Origin of the sequence: Sulfurospirillum arsenophilum NBRC 109478, from assembly GCF_000813345.1 — a bacterium.
Lineage (GTDB): Bacteria > Campylobacterota > Campylobacteria > Campylobacterales > Sulfurospirillaceae > Sulfurospirillum > Sulfurospirillum arsenophilum.
In genome coordinates this window covers 299,456-312,853 of sequence record NZ_BBQF01000003.1, presented here as the reverse complement: position 1 = coordinate 312,853, position 13,398 = coordinate 299,456, and the positions used below count along the sequence as shown (strand labels likewise).

Here is a 13,398-nt window from a genome sequence, read left to right as displayed (position 1 = left end):
CTCGCTATGCTTTAAAAAATATACTTAAACGCATCAGATCATCAAAACCAATAACGCAACAACCAAACCAAGTGCAGCTGTTGTGAGTCCTGTTGAAATTTTCTTCGTCATTTTGGGTAACCCATTCTCTTTCATGATACTCTCACCCACAACAATAACACCTACTTTTTTACCATCCACATTAAGCAGTGGCTTGGCTAAAACAAAATAATCATCACTCAAAATATATTTATCTGCAATAATCTTGTCAAAATCCAATTCAGTGATTTTATTTAAAAAGGAGCCATCTGCTTTGGCTTGTACACTGACTTCGTTTCTTCCAACTTTTTGATGTTTAAAAGCTTGGAGTTTTTTCATATCTAAGACATCTCTGTCTAAGAGAATTTGAAAGATTTTTCCATTCGTTTGGTAGGTATCAAATAAAAAATCAGCTGAGCGTTTAATCTCTAAAACACCATTAGCGGTTGGATAAAGTGCTTTTAAAAAAACTTGACCATCTTGGTATTCGATGCCACTTTGAGGTTGATTGGTTGCTACAACTTTCTGTAAACTCTCCAAGTCATAAGCTTCTGTTGTCATAACGGGAGTTGTCGACGAAGAAGCAACTTTGACAAAATTTTTCGTGTAAAGTTCTATCACAACGCTATTTTTCGCAATCACTTTTAAATTAGCATCAAGTGTATTGAGTTTTTCCATCATGGCAGTGGTATTATTTTGCAAATTAATTGCAGCAATAAACTCTGGATTTGCCAGTAACATGCTACCTATGATTTCAAGATTAAAAATTGAATCACCGATTTTTGAATCCAACTCATTAAAGTAACTTGTATTCGTCGCTTCATAAAGATTTTTAGTCGTACGATGCGTCATTGAATTTAAGTAATACAGTGTACTTAAAATACCGAACAAAGCGAGTGCTGTGATGGTCGTAAACCAAAGTGCTTTACGTTTTTTGAGTCTTTCAAAGAAGGCTTGAAGTTTGAGTATCATACTAAACATTGCATCTCTCCATGTGTAACTTCCAAATTTAAATTTTTGCTTAATATATTGTAATACATGATAATAACATTCTCTTTCTAAAATCTCTCTTCATACAGCTTTAGCGCCCATTTCTAGGGCTTTTTTGCAAAAGATTTTAATCGTGTTTTGATCGCTTTAATGGGGAGTTCCCAATCATCGCGAAGACCTTGTCTGAATAAAATTAAACTCTCATACCACGGTGTTTTTTCTCCTTCTTGCATCCATCGCCAATCGGCAGGTTTTGGAACTAATATCCATGCTTCTTTATGCAATGCTCCACACAAATGGGCTACGGCTGTATCCATGGTAATAACAAGATCAAGCGATTGAATGATCTTTGCAGTAGCCGCAAAATCAATTAAGGAAGATGATAAATCGACTATCTTATTTTCTAAACCTTCTTTTTCTATTTCCAAAGCATCTTCCCCAACTTGAAGCGAATACCACGCAATATGGGGGATATCTAAAAGTGGTTTATACGTTGAAAGACCTGTATATTTATTGGCAAAATCTTTATTGGTACGGCTTGAACTCCAGACAAGACCAACGTTTAAATCTTTTGGATGAAGACTAAACTCTGTGGGTTGTTGCTTTACATGTAAATACGGAAATATCCTAGGAATCGTCTCGATCGTTGTTTTAAAATAAAAAGCTGCTGAGAGTAATGGTAAATAATAATCATGTAAAGGAATCGCTTCTTCTTCGTTGTAAACAGCCTCAACTCCTTGAACAGAAGCAAAAAGATTGACAAGTTCAGGTCGTGTTCGAACTATAACTTTCGCTCCCATGAGCTCAAAAAGAGGGGCATAGCGAATAAACATAATATTATCCCCAAAGCCTTGCTCATTTTGTAAAAGTAATCTCTTTCCTTGAAGGGGTTCACCTCTCCACATTGGCGTTTTATACGAATGGGTTTTAGCAATCAATTCACTCATGTTGAGCCTATGCTCATACTGCTTCCACCCCTTTTCATAGTTTCCAAACGAAAGTTCCATGAGTGCCATATCAAAGTTGGCATTGGTGTGTTTAGGATTAAGACTTAACGCTTTTTGGTAATAAGGAATGGCAGACGCATAATCCTTCGCTTCTTTGTACACAGCCCCAACATTGCTATACGCATCTGCATAATCAGGATTAAGCTCAATGGAGTATTTTAAATGCTCAAGTGCCCCTTTTAAATCGCCCATATTACGGCGTAAATTGCCCAAATTATTGTAAGCAGCAGAATCTTTAGGATTTAGTTCCAATGCTTTTTGATACGCCACTAAGGCCTCTTGGTTCCTTCCAAGTTCCTTATACACGACCCCTATATTGTTATACGCTTGTGTTCTTTGGGGTGCTAAGGCAATTGCCTTGCGATAAGGCTCAATAGCTTTTTCATAAACTTTAAACGTGGTTAAAAGATTCCCCAACAAGAGATGTGCTTCATACTCTTTCGGAAATTGGTTTACAACTTCATTGGCAATATTCAGTGCCTCCTGAGGTTTTTTGAGAAATGTCAAAAATTCAATCAGCACTCTATAATCATTAAGATGATGATGAAGACTCACGGTTTTAATTAAAATATCTAAAGCCTCTTGGTACCGATTTTGCAAGCGATAGACCGCAAATAAATTGGAGTAAAACGCCGTATAGGAAGCGTCGGTTTCTATCCCTTTTTGAAAAATAGCAATGGCATCGTCTAAAGAGCCTTGACGTTTGTAAGCAACGCCCAAATTATTGAGAACTTTTACGGCAATGTGCTTTTCGAGCGGATATGCCAATGCTTTGCGATAACAGATGATAGCAGAAGAAAGCTCTGCGTCTTTTAAAAAAATATCGCCTGAAATAATGAAAGCGTTTGTGTTAGTATTCATGATTCTTCATTTTATTCATTTTGAGAAGTTTCTGCTTTAAAAACCAAAGTATTCGACTAATTTACCTTGTTTAGCAAGCAAGGAAAAATAATCCACAATACGCGCTTTTTCACTACGAAGTTTTTCGAGCTCAGCACTATTCACTTGTCTTTGAGCTTGGAGCAGTGTGACTAAATCTTGGCTAGAGAGCCTAAACTTTTCCCAATACGCCTCAGCCATTTTTTTACTCGCATCAATCTCTGTACTCAATGTATCAATTGTTTTTGAATTGGTTTGAACGGAATTAAAAAGCTTTTGCGAATTCCATTTGGTGTCTTGTTTGGTATATTCAAGATTATAAATTAAAGCAGAAGCTTCACTCATCAATTTTGCTGCTTTTGCTTCGGTACGACCACCATCGTAGAGATTATAACTAAAGGTCAACTCTGCAATAAAATCACGATTTTTGCCTTCAGATGGACTTGTTGTTGGAAGTCTATCGTCTTTATAGCGCTTCGAATTTGTCATCGACAAATCTATTTTGAGACCATCGGTTGCATTATTGATGACCACATCTTTTTGTTTACCTTGAATTTGTGTCTCTAAAATATTGAGATCCGTATTGCGTTTTTTGATATCATCAAAAAGTTCATCAAACGTTGAAAGTTTCGTTTCAAAACTCATCTCATACGGGTTGAGATCTTCCACTTTTGAGCTGGTTAAAAACTCATAATAATCTTTCGCGTTGTTGAATGAAGACTCGGTGTTAATGAGTGCTGTTTTGGCATTGGAAACACTCGCCAAAATAGAATTTTCATCTCCCGCAGTTGCAGCACCTAGTTCTCTTTTCGTTTTCACAATATCGAGAATTCTTAAGAGTTTATCGTAGTTGCTCGTGTTGACTTCAACCGCTAACCTTCCGTACGCGACACTAAAATAAGCATCAATGACTTTATTGATCTCTTCTTCTAACGTACCACGTAATCGCTCTTCTTGCTCTTTCTTCGTAATGTAGGTTCGCTCTACAGTTTCACTGTGCATACCTGAAGAGTAAAGATTGTATGAAGCTGAAAGATCGCCTCTGGCTTGTCCATACTTTTGGGTATCAAAACCACTGCTATCTTTTGAAGTTCCGGTTGTGGAAACATCTACCTTTGGTAAAAAGTCGGCATAGGCTTCTTTCGTTGAGTGCTCTGCTTGATAGATACGCTCTTGCGCTTGTTTAATACGATAATTTGATTTAACCGCTGTTATAACGGCTTGTTTGAGTGTGGCATTATTGGTATTGATGGGTTCAGCGTCTTTTTGTGCTAAAAACGCATTGAGTTTTGCGATACTGTCCGCTTCACTTTCAACTGCACACAGAGAAGATAAAAATAGACCACATCCTAAAATCACGGTAAAAAAAGTATTCAAAAACTTAAAGTGCACTCGCATTCCTTACTTTACATCTATCTTAAGATAACCAAATTCATGATGAATTGTTTCTGTCTGTTTGTAGTTAATTTGAATTTTATTTTTTAATTCGGGTACAGCTTCAAGGCTGTTTTTAAAACTCAAAACCCGTCCTAATGATATCTGCTTTGCTTGCGTTGAGCTGATCAATTTTTTAGAATCCCCTACACTGATAACAAACAGAGCATTGGGTTTTGTTTTCAGTATTTTTTCCATTGTTTTAACGAGTTGAGAAAGAACGTTTTTATTGACAAAGTAGTCATTATTTTTGAAAATAATCATAAGATCTGACTCTTTATAATCAACCGGTGTTGGTTTATCAACCGCTTTTGTCAGTGTTTTCTCGCCCACATCACTGCTGCTTTGACTGGTTGCCTCTTTGCTAGGATTTTTAGACGTGACAAACACCACTTTAGAAGCTTCAGCACCTTTGGCTTGAGGGGTTGCAACTTCTGCTGGAGCCGCTGCTGCAGAACTTTTAGAGTTAAACTGCATGTAATAACCCACGTTAACAAACATAATCAGCATAAAAAGCAGTAAAACAAGAATAACAGATGAAAAGAGATCAACATAAGAGATAAAGGGATTCATATCTCCTTGATCAGTTCCAGCAGCCATACGTTATCCTTAATTCTGTGAATTTTTATGAAAGAGCGAACTAAAGAAGCCCTTGATCTCATCGGCAACGCCACCACCATGAAGCGTATTGTGTTTATCAAGACGAGCAATCACTTCCTCTATATTTTTCAACGATTGTGCCATGATTTCAAGATGTTGCTGTGTCTGTTCCATCTTCTGGCTGAGCTCTTCAACCACGTAGGTCTGTTTCTCATCACTGTGTTTAAAATAGGCCTCTTCAAACTCTTTTCTCTGCTCCATACCTGATTGACTCAACGCTTCTATACGTGCTAATTCAGCACTTAACGCACCCAAAAGTTCTTTCTCTTGCTCAGCGTTCATCTCTTGCGTTTGGTTGATAAGCGTTGATGTTTTTAAAAGTTCTGTGCTAATTTGATTCTCAGCAACAACACTCTGGCTGATCTGTTGCAAGGTATTTTTGGTTTCATACTGTGCATTAAAATAACGCGTATGGAAATTTTCATGTATCACGAGAAGCGATTCTAACGACTCTTTATTGAGAACTAAAGCTCTTTGAACTTCCACAACGGCTTGCAGTGATTCATGCGCTGCCTCTTTGGATTCGGCTTTAAAGATCTCTTGAACATCTAAAACAGCCGCTAATGTCTGTTTGGTTGTTTCTACCGTAGAAGCGATCGTCTCAAAAACCGTGTGTGTTCTGTTTTGGTGTTCAATAACAATGGTGTGCTCGTGTGCACTTTGCGCACTTAGTGCTTCCAGTGTTGTGATTTCGAGATTGAGTGTTGCATCTAAGTGTTTCATCTGCTCTTGCATCACACCATACGCTTTGAGTGTTTCATCAAAATGGTTTGTTTGCGCAGAAGCAATCCTAAGTAACACTTGACCACTCGTGTCTAATTGTCGGTACATCTCTAAAAGCGTCTGAGAAGCTGTGCTTAAATTTTCTATCACATTATTGAGTTTATTTTCATGTTGGTTTAAGACACGAACAACACGTTCGACGCCATTGTTAACATTTGAAGATAGCTGATCTACGGTTTTAAGCGTCTCTTGGTGTATCGTTGCTTCTTGAATGAGTTGTTGCTCATTAAGCGCTACGATTTTTTCTGATGTTTGATGGTGAAGCTCCATTTTGTTATTGACATTGACAATGCCATTATTGAGCGCTAAAAGGGTATTGGCACTTTGTGTAAGAAGCTGTGTATGTTCTTCCAATTGTGTTTGCATAAGCACTTTATTTTCATGGAGTTGTATGCCTTTTGTTTCATCTGCTTTTTTAGCATATTCAAAGAACGCATCAAATTTTTCTATTGAAGTGTCTTGAGAACCTGCAATTTTCTGAAATGTCAGATGTTGTGCATCCATAAGTGTTTTCATTGACGTTAATGTCTGCGCCATAGCATGAAAATTCTCATTGGATTTGGTCAGTTTAGAAATTTCACTCGTAAAGTTATTCATCTGTTCAAGAAAAATATCCATAAAGCTTTTGCGTTGCTCTGGAAGATCAGTAGCCATAGAGGCTGTGCTTCGACCAAGCACGTCAGGTGCAATATCGATAATCCTGTCTTTGAGCCAATCCTCAACGCCGCTAATCAGCGTATCTTGTGAGCGAAATAAGATATAACCATTGATACCCAAAATAACCGCACAGACAACACCAAACAACGACGCACCAAAACCAATCGCCATACCAGAGAGTGGTCCAGAAAAATCTTGCATGATCTGCTTAATGTCAATATCGCCATTGAGTCCTAAAATGATCTGACCCATATTATCGATGGCTTCAACCAAACCTACGAAGGTTCCAAGCAAGCCTATCAGCATCGCCGTGTTAATAAAAAAGTTTATATACGATTTTTGTTTACGAAATTTAAGGTCAAGCCATTCGATAATATTGCGTGACTCTTCTTGTGTAAAGAGCATTTTTTGCTGACTTTTACGCATCTTGAGCATATGCGCGATGTTTGCAGGTAAAAGTGAGTCTATACTTTTAATGTAAAATTCATACCCCGTTTTTTTATAGGCAAGGGCACCAAAAGTTCCACCTAGCATCGTAATATCGAAGCCACTGACAAATTGATAGAGTGTTCCAACGGCTAAGAGACCAACAATTGCGGTACTAAAAATCACCGTTGCCATGAAGAAAATGCCAAGCAGTTCAGCGTTGGTGTACACAACATAGAGAATGAAGAGCCAGATAATAAAATACGCTTTAAGGACTTTAATACGTTTCATGGGCGTGAATCACTTCTTCCTTGGTTTATAATTTGAGTTAATTTTTAACGATATGGTTGCAGCTTTTTAACTTTAATTAAATTAAAAACCTAATAATTCTATCAATATTATTGTACAAGAACCCTTAAGCAGAACATTAATGCTCTCTAAAACTGAAATTATTACGAATTTATTTCACAATAACGTCTTCCATTTCGCCATTGTATCGTCGTTTAAAAATTTACGGCTCAAATGGAGTTATAGTTTAAAAAGTAATCTTTACATGTAAATATTTTGCAATCCCTTGGTGCTATAATGTATCCATAAAATGAGATTTACCTCAAGGAGAAAATACGTGTCAACCAGAATCGAACATGATCTAATCGGCGATAAAGAGATCTCCAACGAGTGTTATTATGGTGTTCAAACGGCGCGTGCTGTAGAGAATTTTCACATCACAGGTGTAACGCTTGGAAGTTTTCCTACCTTTCTTGAATCCATTGCTAAAGTTAAAAAAGCAGCCGCTTTGGCGAATTTTGAGTTAGAACTTTTAGCAGAGAACAAGAAAAATGCCATTGTTGAGGCATGTGATGCCATCATTGCGGGGAAATTCCACAACCAGTTTGTAGTGGATATGATCCAAGGAGGGGCTGGAACTTCGACCAATATGAACGCCAACGAAGTCATCGCCAATATTGGTTTAGAGATTTTAGGACACCAAAAAGGTGAATACAAGTACCTGCATCCCAACAATGATGTCAATCTTTCACAATCCACCAATGATGCATACCCAACCGCCCTTCGCGTAGCGCTCTATGAAAAACTGGGAGAACTAGGCGAGTCGATGGCGATCATCAAAAACTCGTTTGCCAAAAAAGCGAGTGAGTTTAAAGATGTCATCAAGATGGGAAGGACGCAACTGCAAGACGCAGTCCCTATGACGCTAGAGCAAGAGTTTCGCACTTATGCGGTGATGATCGGTGAGGACATACAAAGAGTACACGAAGCAAGACAGTTGGTGCGCGAGATCAATATGGGAGCTACGGCCATAGGAACAGGCATTAACGCGCATCCTGATTATGCTAAGACCGTAGAAGCCAAACTGCAAGAGGTGACGGGTCGTCCTTTCATCACTGCAGGCGATCTTATCGAAGCGACGCAAGATACTGGAGCTTATGTACAAATTTCAGGCGTTCTTAAACGAGTAGCTACCAAAATGTCAAAAATCTGCAACGATCTCCGCCTTCTTAGCTCTGGTCCTAGAACTGGCTTTGGAGAGATCAATCTTCCAGCCATGCAACCAGGAAGCTCCATCATGCCGGGAAAAGTCAATCCCGTCATCCCCGAAGTGGTCAATCAAGTCTGTTTTCAAGTCATAGGAACCGACATTGCGGTTACTATGGCATGCGAAGCAGGACAACTGCAACTCAATGTCTTTGAACCCCTCATCGCCTACAATCTTTTTAATTCCATTAATATGATGAAAAATGCCTTTGAAGCACTGGCATATACTTGTGTCGATGGCATCACGGCAAACAAAGAGCGATGTAAAGCCTTGGTGTTAAACAGTATTGGTCTCGTTACGGCTCTTAATCCTTATCTTGGTTATGAAAACTCAACCATTGTTGCCAAAGAAGCGTTAGAGAGTGGTGGATCAGTCTATGACATCGTTTTAGCCAAAGGATTACTGGATAAAGAACAACTCGATGAGATCATTAAGCCAGAAAATATGATCCAACCCCATAATTTCGGGCTTTCTGAAAAAAGTAAGTTTAATAAAATTTAAGTTTGAGGGCGCTTCGCCCTCTTTACATGTAACGCTTTGTATCACTTAAAAGTTATATCTTCAAATTAATTCAAATATTTCAATCTTTTTTTAAATTCTTTTTCAAAAAGTCATTTTCAAGTCTCTTTAGAGGTTTAAACTTCCATCACCTTTAAATCTTAAGGAGACAAAATGTCAACTAGAATGGAACACGATCTAATCGGTGATAAAGAAATATCTAACGAATGTTATTATGGCGTTCAAACAGCACGTGCGGCTGAAAACTTCCACATTACTGGAATTACACTTGCAAAATTCCCAACGTTTATTACTTCCCTAGCAAAAGTTAAAAAAGCGGCTGCTTTAGCAAACTATGAACTTGGCCTTTTAGCTGAAAACAAAAAAAATGTTATCTGTGAAGCATGTGACGAGATCATTGGTGGTCAATACCATGATCAATTTGTTGTCGACATGTTCCAAGGCGGAGCTGGTACATCAACGAACATGAATGCGAACGAAGTTATCGCTAACATCGGACTTGAAAAAATGGGTCACAAAAAAGGTGAATACAAATTCCTTCACCCAAATAACGATGTTAACCTTTCACAATCTACAAACGATGCTTACCCAACAGCACTTCGTGTAGCGCTTTTTGAAAAACTAGGCGAGCTTACCGTTTCTATGAGCATTATCAAAAATTCATTTGCTAAAAAAGCACTTGAGTTTAAAGATATTATCAAAATGGGTAGAACTCAACTTCAAGATGCTGTGCCTATGACACTTGAACAAGAATTCAGAACGTATGCTGTTATGATCGGTGAAGACATTCAACGTGTTATCGAAGCACAACAATTGATGCGTGAGATGAACCTTGGTGCAACAGCGATTGGTACAGGTATCAACGCACATCCTGACTACTCAAAAACAGTCGAAGCAAAACTTCAAGAAGTTACTGGTCGTCCTTTTGTAACAGCAGGTGATCTTGTTGAGGCAACTCAAGATACAGGTGCTTATGTACAAATCTCTGGTGTTCTTAAACGTGTAGCAACCAAAATGTCAAAAATTTGTAATGACCTTCGTTTATTAAGCTCAGGTCCAAGAACAGGTTTTGGCGAAATCAATCTTCCAGCAATGCAACCAGGTAGTTCAATTATGCCAGGTAAAGTTAACCCAGTTATGCCTGAGGTTGTTAACCAAGTATGTTTCCAAGTTATCGGTACAGACGTTGCGGTTACTATGGCATGTGAGGGTGGTCAATTACAACTTAATGTATTTGAGCCTGTTATCGCTTTTAACCTTTTCAACTCTGTTAACATGATGAAAAATGCTTTTGAGGCTTTGGCAACGACATGTGTCGATGGTATCACTGCAAATCCTGAGAGATGTAAAGCACTTGTGCTTAACAGCATTGGACTTGTCACTGCTCTTAATCCATTTATTGGTTATGAGAACTCAACTTCAGTTGCAAAAGAAGCACTAGAAACTGGTGGTTCTGTGTATGACATCGTTCTAGCTCGTGGTCTTTTAGCTAAAGCTGAGCTTGATGACATCATCAAACCAGAAAACATGATTAAGCCTCGTACTTACGATAAAAAGTAAACGTACCGAGTCATGCGGGTTTTTCTCTGTGAAAAGCCCGTGTGTTAACGTAGTTTTTAAAGCTTTGAAACCTACGTTAAGGGTTCTTCTCGAACTCTAAAAAATAGTTTTTCAGTGCCACAAGGAAGGCTGACAACTTCCTTTCACACCACTACTACTTTCTTGTGGCACCTGATTGCTTTGATTGCTTTGATTGCTTTGATTGCTTTGATTGCTTTGATTGCTTTGATTGCTTTGATCGCTTTGATAAAGCGATGAAAGAAGTTAATGAAGATATATTAAAAGGAGTTTCCATGTTATGGTTAGAAGTTATCGTCGTTCTTGCCGCCATCTTTTTTGGTGCAAGACTGGGTAGTATTGGTATCGGATATGCGGGAGGATTGGGTGTTTTAGTTTTAACACTTGGTCTTGGGCTTAAATTAGGATCGATTCCTATCGATGTTATTTTGATTATTATGTCTGTTATTGCAGCTATTGGTGCTATGCAAGTGGCTGGCGGACTTGACTATATGGTCAGTATCGCTGAGAAAATCTTGCGCAAAAACCCTAAACAAATCACTATTCTTGCCCCTATCGTAACGTATGTTATGACATTTTTTGCAGGTACGGGTCATACAGCATTTTCAACACTTCCTGTTATTGCTGAAGTGGCAAAAGAGCAAGGCATTCGCCCATCTCGTCCTTTAAGTATTGCGGTTGTTGCTTCACAAGTTGCTATTACAGCTTCTCCTATTTCTGCTGCTGTTGTTTTTCTAAGTGGTGTTATGGAGAAACAAGGTATTGGTTATTTAGAGCTACTAGCGATTCTTATTCCTTCTTCTTTCCTTGCATGTATGTGTGCTGCTGTGGTAGCTAACTTCTTGGGCAAAGATCTTAAAGATGATGAAATTTATCAAGACAGACTTGCTAAAGGGCTTATTAAAACCAGAGGCAATGCTAAATTGGAAATCAAACCAGGTGCAAAACTTTCCGTTGCTATCTTCCTTATTTCTATTATTGCTGTTGTTATTTATGCAACACTGATTAGTGATAAAGTAGGTGTAATTAAAAATCCTGTTCTTCCAAGAAATGAAGCCATCATGCTTTTCATGTTTGCTGCTGCTACATTTATCTCTTTCTTTACAAAAATCGAGACTGCGCAAGTTCTTAACTCTGCAACCTTTAAATCAGGTATGAGTGCATGTATTTGTGTTCTTGGTGTTGCATGGTTGGGCGATACTTTTGTTGCAAATCACATCAAAGAGATTAAAGCATTTGCAGGTGATTTACTTAACGTTTATCCATGGTTACTTGCTGTTGTACTTTTCTGTGCAAGTACACTTCTTTATTCACAAGCAGCAACAGCTAAAGCGCTTATTCCAAGTGCCTTACTTCTTGGTGTTTCACCACTCACTGTTGTCGCTTCGTTTGCAGCGGTAAGTGCGCTTTTCGTACTTCCTACATACCCAACATTGATTGCAGCCGTTGAGATGGACGATACCGGTTCAACTCGTATTGGTAAATATGTCTTTAACCACCCATTCGTTATTCCTGGCGTTATTGCCATTGCACTTTCTGTTCTTTTTGCTTTCGCTATCGGTGGTATGATCCTATAAAAAAGACCTACAAGGTCTTTTTTGATAACGGGTTTTGGGGTAAAGCTCCAAAGCCTACGTTAGCCACTACAGCACAAAACAAGAGCTATGCTCGATGTTTCTTTGAAAAGCTTGCCTCTTTGAGGCAGATAAGATAATTTTGCTTTCTCGCTCGGGTCTCTTAGACCCGATTTGTTTTACATGTCAAACAACTTTTTTATAAGGAGAGTATTGTATGAATTTTTTTAACAAATCTATTGTAGCGTTGGCACTGATTGGTGCTTCTTCTTGTTTGATGGCAAAGCCTACTATTGCCATTTTAGCCACTGGTGGTACTATCGCAGGTGCGGGCACATCTGAGATTAAGAGTTCTTACTCAGCAGGTGCCGTTACGGTCGATAAACTTCTTGCAGCCGTTCCAGCAATCAATGACATTGCAACGGTTAAAGGTGAGCAAATCTCTAGCATTGGTTCTCAAGAGATGAACAACAAAGTATGGTTGAAATTGGCTAAAAGAGTCAACGAACTCCTAGCACAATCAGACATCGATGGTGTTGTCATTACTCATGGTACAGACACCATGGAAGAGACTGCTTACTTCTTAGACTTAACTGTTAAAAGCAAAAAACCTGTTGTTTTAGTAGGTGCTATGCGTTCAGGTACATCTATGAGTGCTGATGGTCCTATGAACCTTTTAAATGCCGTTAACGTTGTTACAAGCAAAGAGACAGTAGGAAAAGGTGTTGTGGTTGTTATGAATGACGAAATCCACAGTGCTAGAGAAGTTACTAAAGTGAATACAAGCTCTGTCAATGCATTTGCTTCTCCAAATGCAGGTAAAATCGGTACTGTTTACTATGGTGATGTTAAGTACTTAATGCAACCAACACGTAAACACACTGTTAACTCTGAATTTGACGTTAGCAAACTCGAAGACCTTCCACGTGTTGACATTCTTTTTGCTCACCCAGAAGATACAGACAGCTTAGTCAAAGCTGCTGTTGCTGGTGGTGCTAAAGGTATTATCCATGCGGGTATGGGTAATGGAAATCCATTCCCAGCAACTGAAGCGGGTCTTGGCGAAGCGGTTAAAAAAGGTGTTGTCGTTGCTAGAAGTAGTCGTGTACCAACAGGTAGCACAACGCTTGAAGGCGAAGTTGATGATGCTAAATTTGGCTTTATCGCGGTTGATAGCCTCAATGCACAAAAAGCGAGAGTACTTTTAATGTTAGGACTTACTAAAACCAACGATAAAAAAGCACTTCAAAAGATGTTCTTAGAGTATTAAGAAGTCACTCCATCTCTCTTGGCGGGGAGATGGAGAACTTTACATGTA

Annotated in this window: 9 protein-coding genes; 4 read left to right on the top strand and 5 right to left on the bottom strand. The window is 38.6% G+C overall.

The features are described 5' to 3' along the window. Positions 1-33: 33 nt before the first annotated feature. From SAR02S_RS09205 to SAR02S_RS09185, 5 genes are all read right to left on the bottom strand, one after another. Positions 34-999 carry a hypothetical protein gene (locus tag SAR02S_RS09205; RefSeq protein ID WP_041959029.1) on the bottom strand — a complete coding sequence of 322 codons (966 nt, stop codon included), beginning with the start codon at positions 997-999 and terminating at the stop codon, positions 34-36. Between the two features lie 113 nt (positions 1,000-1,112). After that, positions 1,113-2,876: a tetratricopeptide repeat protein gene (locus SAR02S_RS09200; RefSeq protein WP_041959027.1), complete on the bottom strand. Its 1,764-nt coding sequence runs from the start codon at positions 2,874-2,876 to the stop codon at positions 1,113-1,115. Positions 2,877-2,912: 36 nt separating this feature from the next. Continuing rightward, positions 2,913-4,286, bottom strand: coding sequence for a TolC family protein (locus SAR02S_RS09195; protein ID WP_041959025.1), 1,374 nt, complete (start codon positions 4,284-4,286; stop codon positions 2,913-2,915). A gap of 9 nt (positions 4,287-4,295) precedes the next feature. After that, complete coding sequence (locus tag SAR02S_RS09190) at positions 4,296-4,928, bottom strand: hypothetical protein (protein WP_041959023.1); 633 nt, start codon at positions 4,926-4,928, stop codon at positions 4,296-4,298. Between the two features lie 9 nt (positions 4,929-4,937). Next, positions 4,938-7,145, bottom strand: coding sequence for a MotA/TolQ/ExbB proton channel family protein (locus SAR02S_RS09185; protein ID WP_041959021.1), 2,208 nt, complete (start codon positions 7,143-7,145; stop codon positions 4,938-4,940). A gap of 334 nt (positions 7,146-7,479) precedes the next feature. On the opposite strand from SAR02S_RS09185, the gene aspA (SAR02S_RS09180) reads away from it, so the two are divergent. The 4 genes from aspA (SAR02S_RS09180) to SAR02S_RS09165 all read left to right on the top strand — a co-directional run bounded on the left by aspA (SAR02S_RS09180) (position 7,480) and on the right by SAR02S_RS09165 (position 13,350). After that, the gene (gene aspA / locus SAR02S_RS09180; protein ID WP_041959019.1) at positions 7,480-8,910 is read left to right on the top strand and encodes an aspartate ammonia-lyase; all 1,431 of its coding nucleotides are present in this window, start codon (positions 7,480-7,482) and stop codon (positions 8,908-8,910) included. 171 nt (positions 8,911-9,081) lie between these two features. Next, complete coding sequence (gene aspA, locus SAR02S_RS09175; protein ID WP_041959017.1) at positions 9,082-10,488, top strand: aspartate ammonia-lyase; 1,407 nt, start codon at positions 9,082-9,084, stop codon at positions 10,486-10,488. 293 nt (positions 10,489-10,781) lie between these two features. After that, positions 10,782-12,083: an anaerobic C4-dicarboxylate transporter gene (locus SAR02S_RS09170; RefSeq protein ID WP_041959015.1), complete on the top strand. Its 1,302-nt coding sequence runs from the start codon at positions 10,782-10,784 to the stop codon at positions 12,081-12,083. Between the two features lie 214 nt (positions 12,084-12,297). Next, a complete protein-coding gene (locus SAR02S_RS09165) occupies positions 12,298-13,350 on the top strand; it encodes a type II asparaginase (protein WP_041959013.1) in 1,053 nt (350 codons plus the stop codon). Positions 13,351-13,398: the final 48 nt, after the last annotated feature.

Coding starts and splice junctions, on each gene's coding strand:
- SAR02S_RS09205 (WP_041959029.1), bottom strand. CDS start 999: ATGTTTAGTATGATACTCAAACTTCAAGCCTTCTTTGAAAGACTCAAA.
- SAR02S_RS09200 (WP_041959027.1), bottom strand. CDS start 2,876: ATGAATACTAACACAAACGCTTTCATTATTTCAGGCGATATTTTTTTA.
- SAR02S_RS09190 (WP_041959023.1), bottom strand. CDS start 4,928: ATGGCTGCTGGAACTGATCAAGGAGATATGAATCCCTTTATCTCTTAT.
- SAR02S_RS09185 (WP_041959021.1), bottom strand. CDS start 7,145: ATGAAACGTATTAAAGTCCTTAAAGCGTATTTTATTATCTGGCTCTTC.
- aspA (WP_041959017.1), top strand. CDS start 9,082: ATGTCAACTAGAATGGAACACGATCTAATCGGTGATAAAGAAATATCT.
- SAR02S_RS09170 (WP_041959015.1), top strand. CDS start 10,782: ATGTTATGGTTAGAAGTTATCGTCGTTCTTGCCGCCATCTTTTTTGGT.
- SAR02S_RS09165 (WP_041959013.1), top strand. CDS start 12,298: ATGAATTTTTTTAACAAATCTATTGTAGCGTTGGCACTGATTGGTGCT.